The organism is Micromonospora sp. NPDC050187 (genome assembly GCF_044459745.1).
Classification (GTDB): Bacteria; Actinomycetota; Actinomycetes; order Mycobacteriales; family Micromonosporaceae; genus Micromonospora.
Map to the genome: position 1 here is coordinate 305,462 of NZ_JBITJH010000006.1, position 16,919 is coordinate 322,380.

14 protein-coding genes are annotated in these 16,919 nt (G+C 73.6%); 8 read left to right on the forward strand and 6 right to left on the reverse strand.

Going from position 1 to position 16,919, the window contains the following annotated elements; all coding sequences use genetic code 11:
* Positions 1-96 precede the first annotated feature (96 nt).
* On the forward strand, positions 97-1,845 hold the full coding sequence (locus tag ACIBJE_RS12980) for an acetyl/propionyl/methylcrotonyl-CoA carboxylase subunit alpha (protein ID WP_396747410.1): 1,749 nt from the start codon (positions 97-99) through the stop codon (positions 1,843-1,845).
* 149 nt (positions 1,846-1,994) lie between these two features.
* Here the strand turns inward: ACIBJE_RS12980 and ACIBJE_RS12985 are convergent, their stop codons facing one another.
* On the reverse strand, positions 1,995-2,891 hold the full coding sequence (locus ACIBJE_RS12985) for a LysR family transcriptional regulator ArgP (RefSeq protein ID WP_396747412.1): 897 nt from the start codon (positions 2,889-2,891) through the stop codon (positions 1,995-1,997).
* 69 nt (positions 2,892-2,960) lie between these two features.
* On the opposite strand from ACIBJE_RS12985, the gene ACIBJE_RS12990 reads away from it, so the two are divergent.
* From ACIBJE_RS12990 to ACIBJE_RS13010, 5 genes are all read left to right on the forward strand, one after another.
* Positions 2,961-3,566, forward strand: coding sequence for a LysE/ArgO family amino acid transporter (locus tag ACIBJE_RS12990; RefSeq protein ID WP_396747415.1), 606 nt, complete (start codon positions 2,961-2,963; stop codon positions 3,564-3,566).
* A gap of 69 nt (positions 3,567-3,635) precedes the next feature.
* Complete coding sequence (locus tag ACIBJE_RS12995) at positions 3,636-5,075, forward strand: GuaB1 family IMP dehydrogenase-related protein (RefSeq protein WP_396747418.1); 1,440 nt, start codon at positions 3,636-3,638, stop codon at positions 5,073-5,075.
* 189 nt (positions 5,076-5,264) lie between these two features.
* Complete coding sequence (locus tag ACIBJE_RS13000; protein ID WP_396747421.1) at positions 5,265-5,831, forward strand: MarR family winged helix-turn-helix transcriptional regulator; 567 nt, start codon at positions 5,265-5,267, stop codon at positions 5,829-5,831.
* Positions 5,825-7,555, forward strand: coding sequence for an ABC transporter ATP-binding protein (locus tag ACIBJE_RS13005; protein ID WP_396747424.1), 1,731 nt, complete (start codon positions 5,825-5,827; stop codon positions 7,553-7,555). The genes ACIBJE_RS13000 and ACIBJE_RS13005 overlap by 7 nt, the downstream gene beginning before the upstream one ends.
* The gene (locus ACIBJE_RS13010; RefSeq protein ID WP_396747428.1) at positions 7,552-9,633 is read left to right on the forward strand and encodes an ABC transporter ATP-binding protein; all 2,082 of its coding nucleotides are present in this window, start codon (positions 7,552-7,554) and stop codon (positions 9,631-9,633) included. Before ACIBJE_RS13005 ends, ACIBJE_RS13010 begins: the two co-directional genes overlap by 4 nt.
* A 45-nt stretch (positions 9,634-9,678) precedes the next feature.
* Here ACIBJE_RS13010 and thrS read toward each other — a convergent pair whose 3' ends face one another.
* Entirely contained in the window at positions 9,679-10,881 is a 1,203-nt protein-coding gene (gene thrS / locus ACIBJE_RS13015) for a threonine--tRNA ligase (protein WP_396747657.1), read from the reverse strand.
* A gap of 668 nt (positions 10,882-11,549) precedes the next feature.
* Between thrS and ACIBJE_RS13020 the strand changes: the two genes are divergently transcribed.
* Positions 11,550-12,179, forward strand: a complete 630-nt coding sequence (locus tag ACIBJE_RS13020; RefSeq protein WP_396747431.1) for a DedA family protein — start codon at positions 11,550-11,552, stop codon at positions 12,177-12,179.
* Positions 12,180-12,219: 40 nt separating this feature from the next.
* Here the strand turns inward: ACIBJE_RS13020 and ACIBJE_RS13025 are convergent, their stop codons facing one another.
* The gene (locus tag ACIBJE_RS13025) at positions 12,220-13,623 is read right to left on the reverse strand and encodes an NAD(P)H-quinone dehydrogenase (RefSeq protein ID WP_396747434.1); all 1,404 of its coding nucleotides are present in this window, start codon (positions 13,621-13,623) and stop codon (positions 12,220-12,222) included.
* Positions 13,624-13,730: 107 nt separating this feature from the next.
* Here ACIBJE_RS13025 and ACIBJE_RS13030 point away from each other — a divergent pair, with 107 nt between their 5' ends.
* Positions 13,731-14,186, forward strand: coding sequence for a gamma-glutamylcyclotransferase (locus tag ACIBJE_RS13030; RefSeq protein WP_396747437.1), 456 nt, complete (start codon positions 13,731-13,733; stop codon positions 14,184-14,186).
* A 134-nt stretch (positions 14,187-14,320) separates the two neighbouring features.
* On the opposite strand, the gene ACIBJE_RS13035 is transcribed toward ACIBJE_RS13030, so the two are convergent.
* From ACIBJE_RS13035 to ACIBJE_RS13045, 3 genes are read right to left on the reverse strand one after another with little or no spacing between them, the layout of a single operon-like run.
* Entirely contained in the window at positions 14,321-15,082 is a 762-nt protein-coding gene (locus ACIBJE_RS13035) for a hypothetical protein (protein WP_396747440.1), read from the reverse strand.
* A gap of 43 nt (positions 15,083-15,125) precedes the next feature.
* Positions 15,126-16,238 (reverse strand): hypothetical protein, encoded by a 1,113-nt coding sequence (locus ACIBJE_RS13040; RefSeq protein WP_396747443.1) that lies wholly within the window; start codon positions 16,236-16,238, stop codon positions 15,126-15,128.
* Between the two features lie 4 nt (positions 16,239-16,242).
* On the reverse strand, positions 16,243-16,875 hold the full coding sequence (locus ACIBJE_RS13045; RefSeq protein ID WP_396747446.1) for an MBL fold metallo-hydrolase: 633 nt from the start codon (positions 16,873-16,875) through the stop codon (positions 16,243-16,245).
* Positions 16,876-16,919: the final 44 nt, after the last annotated feature.

The window sequence follows — 16,919 nt, forward strand, 5'->3', positions numbered from 1 at the left end:
CGGAACAGTGCGGGATGCCACACTGAGCGATCGTTAGGGTCTCTGCGGTGACCGATACACTCCCCGGCAGTAGCCGCCCGGGAGGAGTCACCGAAGATGCGCAAGGTACTCATCGCCAACCGAGGCGAGATCGCCGTCCGCGTCATCCGTGCCTGCCGCGACGCCGGCCTGGGCAGCGTCGCCGTCTACGCCGACTCCGACCGGGACGGCCTGCACACCACGCTCGCCGACGAGGCGTACGCCCTGGGCGGCGACACCGCCACCGAGACGTACCTGCGCACCGACAAGTTGATCGACATCGCCGCGCGGGCCGGGGCGGACGCGGTCCACCCCGGGTACGGCTTCCTCTCGGAGAACGCCGACTTCGCCCAAGCGGTGATCGACGCGGGGCTGACCTGGATCGGCCCGACTCCGCAGGCGATCCGGGACCTCGGCGACAAGGTGACCGCCCGGCACATCGCCCAGCGGGCCGGCGCTCCCCTCGTGCCGGGCACCCCGGACCCGGTGGGCAGCCCGGACGAGGTGATGGCCTTCGCGGTCGACCACGGCCTGCCGGTGGCGATCAAGGCCGCCTTCGGTGGCGGCGGGCGGGGCCTGAAGGTGGCCCGCACGATGGAGGAGATCCCGCAGCTCTTCGAGTCGGCCACCCGGGAGGCGGTCGCCGCGTTCGGCCGGGGCGAGTGCTTCGTCGAGCGGTACCTGGACAAGCCGCGCCACGTCGAGGCGCAGGTCCTCGCCGACCAGCACGGCAACGTGATCGTGGTGGGCACCCGGGACTGCTCCCTCCAGCGCCGGCACCAGAAGCTGGTCGAGGAGGCGCCCGCGCCGTTCCTCACCGACGCGCAGCGCGCCCAGATCCACGACTCGGCCAAGGCGATCTGCCGGGAGGCCGGTTACCACGGCGCGGGCACGGTGGAGTACCTGGTCGGCGCGGACGGCACCATCTCCTTCCTGGAGGTCAACACCCGGCTCCAGGTGGAGCATCCGGTGACCGAGGAGACCGCCGGCATCGACCTGGTCCGCGAGCAGTTCCGGATCGCCGACGGCGAGAAGCTGCGGTTCACCGGCGACCCGACGCCGCGCGGGCACTCGATCGAGTTCCGGATCAACGGCGAGGACCCGGGTCGCAACTTCCTGCCCGCCCCGGGCACGGTGACCGCGCTGCGGCTGCCGAGTGGCCCCGGTGTACGGGTGGACACCGGCATCTCGGCCGGCGACGTGATCGGCGGCAACTTCGACTCACTGCTGGCCAAGGTGATCATCACCGGCGAGACCCGCACCGAGGCGCTGGAGCGGGCCCGGCGGGCGCTGGACGAGATGGTCGTCGAGGGGATGGCCACCGCGCTGCCGTTCCACCGCCTCGTCGTCCGGGACCCGGCGTTCACCGCCGAGCCGTTCACCGTGCACACCCGGTGGATCGAGACCGAGTTCGACAACACCGTGCCGCCGTTCGCCGCCGCCGGTCCCGCCGAGGGTCCGGCCGAACGCGAGACCGTCGTGGTCGAGGTGGGCGGCAAGCGGCTGGAGGTCACCCTTCCCGCCGGCCTCGGCGCGGGTACGACCACCGCGTCACCGGCCGCGCGCAAGCCCGCCCGTCGGGGCGCCGGGACGAAGTCCGGCGCGGCGGTCAGCGGTGACACGCTCGCCTCTCCCATGCAGGGCACCATCGTCAAGATCGCTGTCGCCGAGGGGGACACCGTCGCCGAGGGCGACCTGGTGGTCGTGCTCGAGGCGATGAAGATGGAACAGCCGATCCACGCCCACAAGGCCGGTACGGTCAGCGGGCTCTCCGCCGACGTCGGCGCGGTGATCACGGCCGGCGCGGCCATCTGCACGATCGCCTGACCAGCCGCAGCCCTGTCACGCCGCCGCCCGCCCGTGTGAAGTGGTAGCAGGGGTTCCCTCCTCATCAAAAAACGTGAACAGGGGACCCCTGCTACCACCGAACCCCGGCGGCGAGCGGCGGGCGGCGGGGGTGCTGGTGGTGGTGGCGGTCAGTGGAGGGATTCGGCGGCCACGGCGTGCACGGCGGTGGTGAGTGCGCCCAGCACGGTCGCCTCCAGCCGCCAGTGCTGCCAGTACAGCGGCACGTCCAGGTGCCGGCCGGGGGCGAGGTCGACACAGCGGCCGGCCGCCAGGTCGTCCCGGGCCAACTGCTCGGGCACCAGGCCCCAGCCGAGCCCGAGGCGGATCGCCGCCCCGAAGGCCGGCACCGACGGGACGTAGTGCACCGGCGGATCGAGCCGCTGCCCGGTGACGGTCTCGATGAAGCGGTGCTGGATCCGGTCCTTGCGGTCGAAGACGACCACCGGTGCCTCCGCCAGGGCCGGCGGGGTCAGTCCGTCGGGGAGGTACCGGGCGGCGAGTCCGGGGGCGGCCAGGGCGAGGTAGCGCATCGCGCCGAGCGGTTGGGACCGGCAGCCCTGCACCGGTTCACGCTCGGCGGTCACCGCTGCCGTCACCGTGCCGTCGCGGAGCAGCCGCGCGGTGTGTTCCTGGTCGTCCTGGCGCAGGTCGAACGAACAGGCCAGGTCCGAGGGCAGTCGAGCCAGGACGGCCGGGAACCAGGTGGCGAGCGAGTCGGCGTTGACCACCACGGCGACCCGCACCCGGTCGCCGCCGCCGGCCAGCGGTGCGCACGCCTCGGCCAGCGCCTCCTGTTCGAGCAACGCGACCTGCCCGGCGAGGCGCAGCAGGGGCTGCCCGGCCGTGGTGGCCCGGCACGGTTTGGCCCGCCGGACCAGCACCTGCCCGACCGCCTCCTCCAGGGCCTTGATCCGCTGGCTCACCGCCGAGGGGGTGACGTGCAGCAGTGCGGCGGCAGCCTCGAAGCTGCCCTCTCCGATCACGGCGGCGAAGGTGCGGAGTTGTGCCGAGTCCAGACCACTCATCACGAAATCTTAACGCCCTACAGAAACATTAATTGGACTTAAGAGCGGCTCGGCTCCTAGCCTCGCTACGTGTCCGCCGTACTCACCTCGACCGTCGCCGGGTTCTCGGTCGCCATCGCGCTGATCGTCGCCATCGGCGCGCAGAACGCGTTCGTCCTCCGCCAGGGGTTGCGCCGGGAGCACGTCGTACCGGTGGTGGTCACCTGCGCCGCGTCCGACGCGTTGCTGATCCTCGCCGGGATCGCCGGGCTGGGCACGGCGGTGTCCGGTCGGCCGGTGCTGCTCACCGCGATCCGCTGGGGCGGGGCGGCGTTCCTGCTCTGCTACGCCGCCCTGGCCGCCCGCCGGGCGCTGCGTCCGGGCCGTCTCGTCCCCACCGCGCGCCCACCCGCCACCCTCCGGGCGACGGTGCTGGCCTGCCTGGCCTTCACCTGGCTGAACCCGCACGTCTACCTGGACACCGTGCTGCTGGTGGGTGGGATCGCCCAGCAGCATGAGCACCGGTGGCTGTTCGGGGTCGGGGCGGCGTCCGCCAGCGTGGTCTGGTTCACCGCGCTCGGCGCGGGGGCGCACCGGCTCGCGCCGCTGCTCGCCCGCCCCGCCGCCTGGCGGGTGCTGGACGGCGTGGTCGCGGTGGTGATGGTGGCGGTGGCGGTGGCGCTGCTGCTGGGCTGAGTCGCCGCCGCCCGGGTCGCCCACCGCGCCGACCCGGCGGGACGGGCCGCGAGCAGGAATGATGTCCGGGTGCGGTTCCTTCATGGCGCGGCTCCCGCGCACGACCTGACCTACAACGACGTCTTCATGGCGCCGGTCCGTTCCGACCTGGGCTCCCGGCTCGACGTCGACCTGTCCACCGCCGACGGCACCGGCACCACCATCCCGCTGGTGGTGTCGAACATGACGGCGGTGGCGGGCCGGCGGATGGCCGAGACGGTGGCTCGGCGGGGCGCCATCGCGGTGATCCCGCAGGACATCCCGATCGAGGTGGTGGCGAACGTCGTCGCCTGGGTGAAGCAACGCCACCTGGTGCACGACACGGCGATCACACTCGGCCCCACCGACACCGTCGGCGATGCGATCCACCTGCTGCCGAAACGGGCGCACGGGGCGGTGGTCGTGGTGGCCGCCGACGGCCGGCCGGTCGGGGTGGTGACCGAGGCGGACACCGTGAGCGTGGACCGGTTCGCGCAGCTCCGGCACGTCATGTCGACCGAGTTGCACACCGTGCCGGCGGACGCGGACCCGCGTACCGGGTTCGACCGGCTGTCGGCGGGCCGCCGCCGGCTGGCCCCGGTGGTGGACGCCGAGGGCCGCCTGGTCGGGGTGCTGACCCGGCAGGGGGCCCTGCGCGCCACCCTCTACCGCCCGGCGGTGGACGACCGGGGACGGCTGCGGATCGCCGCCGCGATCGGCATCAACGGCGACGTCCGGGGCAAAGCCGCCGCGCTGTTGGCGGCGGGGGTGGACACGCTGGTGGTGGACACCGCCCACGGACACCAGGAACGGATGATCAGCGCGCTGCGGGCGGTACGCGGGCTGGATCCGGCGGTGCCGGTGGCGGCCGGCAACGTGGTCACCGCCGAGGGGGTACGCGACCTGGTCGAGGCCGGCGCGGACATCGTCAAGGTCGGGGTCGGTCCGGGCGCGATGTGCACCACCCGGATGATGACCGGGGTCGGGCGCCCACAGTTCTCCGCCGTGCTGGACTGCGCGGCGGCCGCCCGGAGCCTGGGGCGGCACGTGTGGGCCGACGGCGGGGTGCGGCACCCCCGGGACGTGGCGCTGGCGCTGGCCGCCGGGGCGTCCAACGTGATGGTGGGCTCCTGGTTCGCCGGCACCTACGAGTCCCCCGGTGACCTCTACACCGACGCCGACGGCCGGCGGTACAAGGAGAGCTTCGGAATGGCCTCGGCGCGGGCGGTCAGCGCGCGGACAGCCGACGACAGCCCGTTCGACCGGGCCCGCAAGGCGGTCTTCGAGGAGGGGATCTCCTCGGCCCGGATGTACCTGGACCCGAACCGCCCCGGCGTGGAGGACCTCATCGACGAGATCATCGCCGGGGTGCGCAGCGCGTTCACGTACGCGGGGGCGCGCAACCTGACGGAGTTCCACGAGCGGGCGGTGGTCGGGGTGCAGAGCACGGCCGGCTACACCGAGGGGATGCCGCTGCCGACCAGTTGGTGAACGTGGGTGCACCACCCGCGCCGAGGCCCACTCGTGAACGCGGCGGACCACCGCGCGGGCGGCCACCCGGGGGCCGAGTGCCCCGGCTGCGCGACGTTCGCACCCGCCGCGACCTGGTCGTCCGCGTGCGCGGCGTGGCCGGCAGCCAATCCGTTCGGCTCCTTACTATCAGGGGGCTAACATGACCCCATGGACCTCCACGATCTGCGGGACGCGCCCCTCGGCCGCCTGCTCGTGGTGGCCGGGCATCTGGTGGCCCAGCGGTGGAACCGCAGGCTCACCGAGGAGTACGGCCTCACCCAGGCCGGCCTGGCCACCCTGATGACCCTCGACCAGCACGGCGCGATGACCCACCGCGCGGTCGCGGAACGATGCTTCGTCCGTCCGGCCACCCTGACCGGCATCGTCGACACCCTGGAACGGGACGGACTGGTCGTCCGGCAGCGGGACGAGACCGACCGTCGGGCGGTACGCCTCGCCATCACCCCCGCCGGCCGGGAGAAGATCGCGGCGCCCGCCGCCCTGGTCGCCACCAATCCGCCGCTGACCTCGGTCGACGCCGACCCGGCCCGGGCCGCCGTGATCCGGGAGTTCCTGCTCGAAATGATCGGCAGCGGCGAGCCACGGCCCTGCGGGAGCGACCGGTCCGGAGACGGGCCGGAAGCACCCGGTGACACCGGGCCGACGGCCGACCTGCGGCCGGGGGATGGCACCGGGCCGACGGCCGACCTGCGGCCGGGGGGCGGCTCGTGCTGATCCGGCTCCTGCGGCGGCACCTGCACCCGTACGCCCGACCGCTGCTGGCGGTGGTCGTGCTCCAGTTCGTCGGCACGATGGCCTCGCTCTACCTGCCGCGCCTCAACGCCGACATCATCGACCGGGGCATCGCCCGGGGCGACACCGACCTCATCGTCCGGCTCGGCGGGTGGATGCTCCTGGTCAGCGCGATCCAGGTCGGCTGCGCGATCGTGGCCGTCCGGTACAGCGCGCTCGCCGCGATGGGCTTCGGCCGGGACGTGCGGGCCGCCGTCTTCCGGCACGTCAACCGCTTCTCCGCCCGCGAGGTGGCCCGGTTCGGGGCGCCGTCCCTGATCACCCGGAACACCAACGACGTGCAGCAGGTGCAGATGCTCGTGCTGGTGGCCGGCTCGATGCTGGTGACCGCGCCGATCATGAGCGTCGGCGGGCTGGTGATGGCGCTGCGCGAGGACGTCGGTCTCTCCTGGCTGGTGGTGGTCAGCATTCCGGCGGTGGCCGTGGCGATCAGCCTGATCACCCGGCGACTGGTCCCGCTCTTCCGGCGACAGCAGATCCGGATCGACGTGGTCAACCGGGTGCTGCGTGAGCAGATCAGCGGCATCCGGGTGGTCCGCGCCTTCGTCCGCGAGCCGTACGAGACGGAGCGTTTCGCCGCCGCGAACGCCGACCTGACCGACACCGCGCTGCGCGCCGGCCGGCTGCTCGCGACGATCTACCCGGTGATCCTGCTGGTGCTCAACGTCTCCAGCGTCGCGGTGCTCTGGTTCGGGGCGCTGCGGGTCGAGGCCGGCCAGATCCAGGTCGGCGCGCTCACCGCGTTCGTCGCCTACCTCACCCAGATGCTGATGGCGGTCATGATGGCCACGCTCATCCTGATGATGGTGCCCCGCGCGGCGGCCTGCGCGGAGCGGATCACCGAGGTCCTCGACACCGAGCCGTCGGTGGTCCCGCCCCGGGAAGTGGTCCATCCCACCGGGCCGGCCGGGGTGGAACTGCGTGCCGTGCGGTTCCAGTACCCGGGCGCGGCGGCCCCGGTGCTGCGCGACGTCTCCTTCCGGGTCACCGCCGGCACCACCACGGCGATCGTCGGCAGCACCGGCGCCGGCAAGACCACCCTGCTGTCGCTGATTCCCCGGCTGGTCGACGTGACCGCCGGCACGGTGCTGGTCGACGGGGTCGACGTCCGCGACCTCGACCCGGAGACCCTGTGGGGACGGATCGGGCTGGTGCCGCAGCGGCCGTACCTGTTCACCGGCACGGTGGCGAGCAACCTGCGGTACGGCAACCCGGACGCCGGCGACGAGGACCTGTGGGCCGCGCTGGAGATCGCCCAGGCCCGGGAGTTCGTCGCGGCGATGCCGGGCGGGCTGGACGCCGAGATCGCGCAGGGCGGGACGAACGTCTCCGGCGGCCAGCGGCAGCGGCTCGCCATCGCCCGCGCGCTGGTCCGCCGGCCCGGGATCTACCTCTTCGACGACTCGTTCTCCGCCCTCGACCTGGGCACCGACGCGCGGCTGCGCGCCGCGCTGCGCCCGGTGACCCGGGACGCCGCCGTGCTGGTCGTGGCGCAGCGGGTCTCCACGGTCGTCGACGCCGACCAGATCGTGGTGCTGGAGGACGGGGCCGTGGTCGGGATCGGCCGGCACGCCGACCTCCTCGACACCTGCCCGACGTACGCGGAGATCGTCTCCTCCCAGCAGACCACGGGAGCGACGGCGTGAGCGCGCGGGCCGTACCCGATGGGAAGCGGAAGGGACAGATGGGCGGGAACGAACGGACGCCCCGGCGGTTGCCGCCGGGCGCCCGGCGCGGCGGGCCGGCGACCGGGGTGGGCGTGCCGGCGGAGAAGCCGCTGGATTTCGGGCCGTCGGCCCGCCGGTTGCTCGGCCTGCTCCGGCCGCACCGGGGCCGGCTCGTCGCGGTGGTCGCCCTCGCCGTGGCCGGCGTGGGGCTCACCGTGGTCGGGCCGCTGATCCTCGGGTACGCCACCGACCTGATCTTCGGTGGGGTGCTCGGCCGGCAGTTCCCGGCCGGGCTGACCACCGAGGAGGCCGTGGCACGGGCCCGGGCGGCCGGTGACGACACCCTCGCCGGCATGCTCGCCCGGATGGACGTCGTGCCCGGCGCGGGCATCGACACCGGCCGCCTCGGGCAGGTGCTGCTGCTGGCCCTCGGCCTGTTCCTGCTGGCCAGCCTGCTGACCTGGGTGCAGGGGCACATGCTCACCGGCGTGGTGCAGCGGACGGTGCAGCAGTTGCGCGCCGACGTGGCGGCGAAGCTGCACCGGCTGCCGCTGCCCTACTTCGACCGGCAGCCCCGGGGCGAACTGCTCAGCCGGGTCACCAACGACATCGACAACGTCGCGCAGAGCCTGCAACAGACGCTGAGCCAACTGCTCACCTCGGTGCTGACCGTGCTCGGGGTGGTGGTGATGATGGTCGTGGTCTCGCCGCTGCTGACCGCGCTCACCCTGCTGGCGATACCGGCGTCGGTGCTGGTCACCCGGCAGGTGGCGAAGCGCTCGCAGCGGCAGTTCGTCGCCCAGTGGACGCACACCGGGCAGCTCAACGCCCTGGTCGAGGAGGCGTACAGCGGGCACGAGCTGGTCCGGGTCTTCGGTCGGCAGCGGGAGGTCGAGGCGGCCTTCGCCGCGAAGAACGAGGAGTTGTACCGGGCCGGGTTCGGCGCCCACTTCGTCTCCGGGATCATCATGCCGTCGCTGATGTTCATCGGGAACCTCGGTTACGTGCTGGTCGCGGTGGTCGGCGGCCTGCGGGTGGCGGCGGGGGCGATGAGCCTGGGTGAGGTGCAGGCGTTCATCCAGTACTCGCGGCAGTTCACCCAGCCGCTGACCCAGTTCGCCTCGATGATCAATCTGCTCCAGTCCGGGGTGGCCTCGGCCGAACGGGTCTTCGCCGTCCTCGACGCGTCCGAGCAGACCCCGGACCCGGTGGCCCGGACCCCGGAGCTGCCGGCCGCCGGCGCACGGGTCGGTCCGGTGGTGACCCAGCGGACCGGCCGGGCGGTCGGGCGCGTCGCCACCGGCCGGGTCGAGTTCGAGAAGGTCTCCTTCCGGTACGACCCGGACCGGCCGCTGATCGAGGACCTGTCGCTGGTCGCCGAACCCGGGCACACGGTGGCGATCGTCGGGCCGACCGGCGCGGGCAAGACCACCCTGGTCAACCTGATCCTGCGCTTCTACGAGCTGGACTCCGGGCGGATCACCCTGGACGGGGTGGACGTCACCACGATGCGCCGGGACGAGCTGCGCGGCCGGATCGGCATGGTGCTCCAGGACACCTGGCTCTTCGGCGGGACCATCCGGGAGAACATCGCCTACGGCCGGCCGGACGCAAGCGAGGAGGAGATCCTGGCGGCGGCCCGGGCGACCTTCGTGGACCGGTTCGTCCGGAGCCTGCCCGACGGGTACGACACGGTCATCGACTCCGAGGGCGGCAACGTCAGCGCCGGCGAGAAGCAGCTGATCACCATCGCGCGGGCCTTCCTCGCCGAGCCGTCGCTGCTCATCCTGGACGAGGCGACCAGCTCGGTGGACACCCGTACCGAGGTGCTGGTGCAGCACGCGATGGCGGCGCTCCGGTCGGACCGGACCAGCTTCGTCATCGCCCACCGGCTCTCCACCATCAGGGACGCCGACCTGATCCTCATGATGGAACAGGGCCGGATCGTCGAGCAGGGCACCCACGAAGATCTGCTCGCCGCCCGGGGCGCCTACCACCGCCTGCACCACGCCCAGTTCTCCGCCCCGGTCCAGGACGACCCGTCCCCGGTGCCGTGACGCCCACCGTCGGTGCCGCCGGTCGACGGCCGGCGGCACCGACGGTCACCCCAGCGGTGGGCGCGCGGCAGCGGTGACCAGGTCGACGGCGGCGGAGGCGGGCAGCGGATCGAGGAGTCGGCCGTCGCGCTGGCGCAGGCTGACCCGGCCCTCGGCGGCCTCCCGAGGGCCGACCACGGCCACGTACGGGATCCGACGGCGGGAGGCGTCCCGGATCCGCGCGCCGAGGGAGCCGGTGGCGTCCACCTCGGCCCGCAACCCGGCGTGGACGCAGTCCCGGGCGAACCCCGCCGCCGGCCCGGCCTGCCGGTCGTCCAGCGGGAGCACCACCACCTGCACCGGGGCGTACCAGGACGGGAACGCGCCGGCGTGCTCCTCGATCAGGTACGCGAAGAGGCGTTCCATGCTGCCGACCAGGCTCCGGTGCACCATCACCGGTCGACGTCGCTTCCCGCCCGCGTCGACGTACGACAGGTCGAACCGCTCCGGTTTGTCGAAGTCGAGCTGGACGGTGGAGAGGGTGAACTCCCGCCCCGCCGCGTCCCGGACCTGGATGTCGATCTTCGGTCCGTAGAAGGCGGCCTCCCCGGCGGCCTCGGTGTGGTCGATCCCGGCCAGGGCGGCCCGCAGCAGTTCCTCGGCCCGACGCCACTGCTCCTCGTCGCCGACGTACTTCTCCCCCGGCCCGCGCAGCGACAGCCGGAAACCGGCGACCCGGACGCCGAGCGCGGCGTGCGCCGCCCGGATCAGTCCGAGGATCTCCGCGACCTCCGCGCCGACCTGCTCCGGGGCGCAGAAGTTGTGCGCGTCGTTGAGCGAGATGGCGCGCACCCGGGACAGCCCGCCGAGCACCCCCGACCGTTCCGCCCGGTACATGCCGCCCAGTTCGGCGACGCGCAGCGGCAACTCGCGGTAGGAGCGACCCCGGGCCCGGTAGACCAGCGCGTGGTGCGGGCAGAGCGCCGGCCGGAGGACGACCTCGTCGTCCGCGCCCAGTGGCATCGGCGGGAACATGTCGCCGGAGAAGTAGCCGAGGTGCCCGGAGAGGTCGAACAGGTCCCGCCGGGCCAGCGGCGGAGTGTGGACATGCTGGTAGCCGGCCCGGCGCTCCAGCTCCCGGAGGTACTCCTCGACCGCGTGCCGGGCGGCGGCTCCGGCCGGCAGCCAGAGCGGCAGTCCGGCGCCGCTGAGCGGATCGGAGGCGAAAAGGTCCAGGTCGCGGCCGAGCCTGCGGTGGTCGTTCATCAGGGTCTCCTGGTTCGGGTACGACCCCGGAGGCGACCGGTCGGAGCACGACGAAGGCCCCGGGCGGATCGCCCGGGGCCTCGTCGACGCATCAGGTCAGCGCGGCGTGCCGGGGTCTCCCGGCGTCGTCGTCACCACCGCACTGCGCATGCGGCGACGGTACGCCCGCCACCAAGCGGGCCGCACCCGATTTTCATTGCCCCACCAACACCCCGTCGATCATGGAGTTGTGGTGTGCGATTGGCGATCATTGTGAGGTTTGACCGGTGCCCGAACTCCATGATCGCCGGGGCGGGACGGAGCTCCGGGAGGCGTTGGGCGGGACGGAGCTCCGGGAGGCGTTGGGCTGGGCGGGCGGACCGCCGGCACGGGACCTGCCGGCGGTCCGCGAGCGACCCGCTCGTCGGGAACGGGGGACCCGACGCGATCGGGCCGCACTGTCAACGGTACGCGCGCGGCGACCGATCCGCCGACCGCCGCCGGCCCCCCGCGGCGGCGCCGATTTCCGTAACCTCTGCGGTAGCTCGTCGTTGTACCCAGGTGGCTCCACCCGTGGTGGGGGTCACCACCGGCCGGGGCTGTCCGTGGTGACGCGGCACACGCCGTCAGGCTCGGTACACCCCGATCGGCCGAACCGCGAGGTGGCAGTGGCGCCCGACCTACTCACCGACGTGGCGTCACCCGCGTGGGCCTACCTGATCCTGCTCGGCCTCCTGGCGGTCGACGCCTTCGTCCCCGTGATCCCGACGCAGGCCATCATGATCACCGGTGGCGCGTTGACCGTGTACGGCGAGCTGAACCTGCCGTTGACCATCGGGATCGGCGCGGCCGGGGTGTTCGTCGGCGACCTGGCCTGCTACCTGCTGGGCCGACGGACCCCGAAGCGGGTGGTGCCCCGCCAGCGGCGACCCGGTCGGGCCCGCCGTGCCGCCGACCGGTTCACCCAGGGGCTGCGCCGCCCCGGTCCCCTCGTGATCCTGCTCTGCCGGTTCGTGCCGGGCGGCCGGATGGCGGCGTGCTTCTCCGCCGGCCGCAGCCGCTACCCGTACCGGCTCTTCCTCTGTTACGAGGCAGTCGCCGCGCTGGGCTGGGCGGCGTACGGCGGACTCGTCGGTCATCTGGGCGGCGCGGCGCTGACCCGGTCGGCCTGGCTGCTGGTGCTGATCGCGGCCGGGGCGGCGGTCGGGTTCGCGGCGGTCGGCTGGGCGTTGAACCAGGTCGCCGCCCGCCAGGCGCGCCCGGCCGAGGGCCGACGCGCCCGTGATCAAGAAGTTTGCGTCGAGCTCGGTGATCGACGTTGACGCAAACTTCTTGATCACCGCCGAGCGGGAGCGGGCGGGGTCACTCCAACTCGTGCAGCATCAGCTGCCGCGCCGCCTCGGCGATCGAGCCGGACAGCGACGGGTAGATGGTGAAGGTCTGCGCCAGTTCGTTGACGGTGAGGTTGTTCTCCACCGCCATGGTGATCGGCAGGATCAGCTCACTGGCCTTCGGTGCGACGACCACCCCGCCGACCACCTGGCCGCTGGCGGGTCGGCAGAACAGCTTGACGAACCCGTCGTTCAGGCCGGCCATCTTGGCCCGTGGGTTGCCGGACAGCGGCAGCATGACCTGCCGGGCCGGCACCTTTCCGGCGTCCACCTCGTCCTGCGACACCCCGACGGTGGCCAGCTCCGGGTCGGTGAAGACGTTCGCCGAGACGGTCCGCAGCCGCAGCGGCCGGACCGCCTCGCCGAGCGCGTGCCACATCGCGATCCGCCCCTGCATGGCGGCGACACTGGCCAGCGGGAGCAACCCGGTGCAGTCACCGGCGGCGTAGATGCCGGGCACGGTGGTACGGGAGACCCGGTCGACGGTGACGTACCCGCCCTGGGCGAGCTGGACGCCGTACTCGGCCAGCCCGAGGCCGGCGGTGTTCGGCACCGAGCCGACCGCGATCAGCGCGTGCGAGCCCTCCACGAGGCGTCCGTCGGAGAGCTGGACCTCGACGCCACCGTCGGTCCGGCGGACCGCCTCGGCCCGGGAGTTGTTGAGGATGCTCATGCCCCGGGAGCGGAACACCCGCTCGATGGCCATGGCCGCGTCGGCGTCCTCGTGCGGCATGACCCGGTCCCGGCTGGAGACCAGGGTGACCTCGACCCCCATCGCCAGGTACGCGCTGGCGAATTCGGCACCGGTCACGCCGGAACCGACCACGATCAGGTGTTCGGGCAGGTCGGGGAGGTCGTAGACCTGCCGCCAGGTGAGGATGCGCTCGCCGTCGGGCAGGGCGGTGGGGAGCTGGCGCGGGGTGGCCCCGGTGGCGATCAGCACGGTCGACGCGGCGATCGAGTACTCCGGCTCGCCGTCGGACGGGGCGACCACGACCCGGTGGGTGTGCCCGAGGGTGTCCTCGCCGAGCCGGGCCCGGCCGGTGACGACGTTCACGCCCGCCTTGACCAGCTTGGCGTGGATGTCGGCGGACTGGGCCAGGGCCAGCCGCTTGACCCGCTCGTGGACGGCCCGCGCGTCGACGGTCACCGCCTCCATGCCGTCGGAGTCGACCCCGAACTCCTCGGTGTCCCGATAGCCGGTGACCACCTCCGAGCTGGCGATGAAGGTCTTCGAGGGGACGCAGTCCCAGAGCACGCAGGCACCGCCGGCCCCCTCGGCCTCCACCACGGTGACATCGGCGTCGAGCTGGGCGGCGACCAGCGCCGCCTCGTACCCGGCCGGTCCACCGCCGATGATCACGATCCGGCTCACAGTGCTCGCCCTCCGTTGCTTCCCATGATGGTTTTCTTTACCCCAGACTGCCCGACACGCACCGTTCGTATTCTCCCCCGCCCGTCCGCCGGGCTATCGTCATCGCTGTGCGTCATTACGCCGCCTACGGCTCAAACCTGGACCCCGCCCGGATGCGCGCCTACTGCCCGCACTCGCCGATGGTCGGCGTCGGCTGGCTGGAAGGCTGGCGACTGACCTTCGCGGGTGAGGACGTCATCGGCTGGGAGGGCGCGGTCAGCACCGTCGTCGAGTCCCCCGGCGACCGGGTGTTCGTGGCGCTCTACGACATCCACCCGTACGACGCCGCCCAACTCGACGAGATCGAGGGGGTGACCGCCGGCACGTACCGGAAGCTGCACGTCCGGGTCTCGACCCTGGACGGCGACGTGACCGCCTGGGTCTACCTCTTCGCCGGTTACGAGGGCGGGCTCCCCACCGCGTGGTACCTCTCCGAGATCGCCAACGCCGCCGAGAAGGCGGGTGCGCCCGACGACTACGTCAAGGAACTGCGGTCCCGTCCCACCGGCACCGCGTCCGCGTAGCACGTCTGACACCCCCTCAGTCTGCGCTGGTCGTCGCCGACCCGACCGACCGACCCCACCTCGGGTCGACTGGCGCACACGGAATCCACCCGGAGGGCGAAGAAGTCGTCACGCTGCGCTGACCAGGCAGGACGTCAGTGGTCGGTCGGAATGTGCCCCTCGGCGCGCACGCGCCGGTGGATGGCGGTCAGCAGGTCGACCAGTTCGACCCGCTCCGCCGGCCCCAGCGTCCGGAAGGCGGAGGAGACCAGCCGGTCGGTCGCCGCCTCCGCCCAGAGCCGTCGCCGCACCAGCGGACCTACCGGCGGGTACGGCCGGGGCCAGCCGCCGGCCATCGCCCCGGCCTGCCCCTCCGTCCCGGCGAGCACCGCCTCCAACGGGGTCATCCCGCTGACCCGGACGGCGAGCAGGTACGCGTCGAGGTACAACTCCCGCAGCAGGTGCAGCCCCACCGCGGCGCGCGCCCCCGGCGCGTCGTCCGGGACCGGCATCGCCCGCCAGGCCGCGAAGAGGGGCAGGCCGTGCGCCTCGGCGGCGGCCACCGCCCGGTGCAGCAGGTCGGCGAGGCGGGCCACACCGGGGGCGTCGGCCAGGTGCTGGCGGCCCCAGCGGCAGCACTCGGCGAGGCCGGCCGCGGCCACCTCACGCGGGGCGACCACGCGGGCCGCCGCGTCCCAGCCCTCGGCGACCGCGTCCGGGGCGATGAAGCCCAGGCAGGCGGCGGCGGTCTCCGACCCGACGGCACCGAGCGCGCCGCCCCGGGCGGTGACGTAGAAGGCCCAGCCGGAGATGCCGAGCAGCCGCGCCCGGCGGCGGGTGGTGGGGCAATGGGTGTACGCCTCCCCCAGCTCCACCACGATCGCCCGGCTCGCCGCAGCGGCCTGTTCCGGTGTCATCCGGCCCGTCCACGACGGGTCTCCAACCGTACGTCCATCCGGTTTAGTGTGCCGTGTCGTCGCCCGTCCCGGCAGTCCCCTCTTCGGCGAGAAGCGTCTCCCACGCCCCCTCGACCTCGCCGGTGTGCCGGCGGGCCGTCGTGACCGCCCGCTCGGCGGCCCGGCGGGCCAGCTTGCGCCGGCTCACCTCCTGCTCGGCGGCGGCCCGTCGGCGTTCCACCTCGGCCAGCTCGGCCTCGGTCGCGGCCAGCGCGTCGGCGGCGTCGCGTTCGGCCGCCGTCGCGCCGCCCAGCTCCGCCTCGGCCCGCTCCTGGTCGGTGCGCGCCCTGGCCAGCTCCCGTTCCAGCGCCCGCCGCTGCTTCGCCCGTTCGGCCCGTTCCGCTCGCTCGGCCGCCCTGGCCCGTTCCGCTCGCTCGGCCGCCCTGGCCCGTTCCGCTCGCTCGGCCGCCCTGCCCCGAGCCGCCTGGTCGGCCGCCCTGTCCTTTGCGGCCCGGGCGGCCTCCCCGGCCCCTGCGGCCCGGGCGGTCTCCCCGGCTCGCGCGGTCCGGCCGGTCTCCCGGGTCCGGCCGCCCCGCTCCGCCGGCCCGCCCCGGGCCGGACGCCCGGCGGGCTCCCCGCCACCCGACGGCTCCCCGGCACCGCCGGTGACCAGCCGGAGCTGCGGCCGGGGCACCTCGCCGAACCCGGCGTAGCTGGCGGCCCGGAGCAGCCGTCCGGCGCGGACCTGGGCGGCCACCTGCGTGTCGGCGAGCGCGGCGTTGAGGGTCGCCTCGACCTCGGCCAGCGGCAGGCGGCCGGCCGGGGGCGCGCCCTCGGTGCCGGCGGCCAGCGTCCGGGCCTCGGCCACCAGGGCGGCGACCACCGCACGCCGCTGGGCGGAGAGTTCCCGCAGTTTCGGCCCGCGCAGGTCACGCTGGGCCGACCGGAGCGCCTCGGCCAGCTCCACCAGGCCGGCCACCAGCTCGGGACGCCGGACGGCGAGCAGGTTGACCAGCCAGGCCGCCACGGTGGGCCGGCGAAGCTTCGCGATCTCCCGGGCGGTCGCCGGGTCGCCGGCCCGGCGGGCCTCGGCCACGGCGGCGTCCCGGGCGGCCACGAACCGGTCCGGCGGCGTGCCGTAGAGCCGCTCGACCAGGTCACGGGAGGGGCCGGGCATCGGCTCAGACGTCGATCCGGGTGCCCGGCGTCAGCCGCTGGTAGTCGACGGTCGAGAGCCGCCGGAAGTTGCCGTCCAGCACGGCGAGCCCGTTGGCGTTCAGCAGCCCGTCGTGCAGGGCGTACGCCCGGCGCGGGGCGACCGCCCGGAGGAAGTCCAGGGACTCGGAGAACTTCGCCCACGGCGCGTGGATCGGCAGGAAGAGAGTGTCGACCGACACGTCGTCCGGGGCCACCAGGGCGTCACCGGGGTGGTAGACCACCTCGTCGACCAGGTACCCGAGGTTGTCGACCACCGGGATGTCCGGGTGGATCACCGCGTGCCGTCCGCCGTATGCACGGACCGGGACACCGGCGGCGGTGAAGGACTGCCCCGGCCCGACCGGGGTCAGCACGTCCGGCAGGCCGTCCACGGTGGTGGCCAGCGACGCCGGCCCGTACAGGGTGAAAGGACGGCGGTCGAGCTGGCGGGTCAGCGCCGTCACGTCCACGTGGTCCGGGTGCTGGTGGGTGATCAGCACCGCGTCCACCCCGTCGAGCGCCTCGGCGGTCTCGCTGAACGTTCCCGGGTCGATGACGAGCACTCCCCCGTCGTGCTCGACGCGGACGCATGAGTGGCCGTACTTGGTCAGTCGCATTCGTGACTCCTCGACAACCAAATCGTGATCTCTTGACCGCAGTT

Coding starts and splice junctions, on each gene's coding strand:
- ACIBJE_RS12980 (WP_396747410.1), top strand. CDS start 97: ATGCGCAAGGTACTCATCGCCAACCGAGGCGAGATCGCCGTCCGCGTC.
- ACIBJE_RS12985 (WP_396747412.1), bottom strand. CDS start 2,891: ATGAGTGGTCTGGACTCGGCACAACTCCGCACCTTCGCCGCCGTGATC.
- ACIBJE_RS13000 (WP_396747421.1), top strand. CDS start 5,265: ATGGACCTCCACGATCTGCGGGACGCGCCCCTCGGCCGCCTGCTCGTG.
- ACIBJE_RS13035 (WP_396747440.1), bottom strand. CDS start 15,082: ATGACACCGGAACAGGCCGCTGCGGCGAGCCGGGCGATCGTGGTGGAG.
- ACIBJE_RS13040 (WP_396747443.1), bottom strand. CDS start 16,238: ATGCCCGGCCCCTCCCGTGACCTGGTCGAGCGGCTCTACGGCACGCCG.
- ACIBJE_RS13045 (WP_396747446.1), bottom strand. CDS start 16,875: ATGCGACTGACCAAGTACGGCCACTCATGCGTCCGCGTCGAGCACGAC.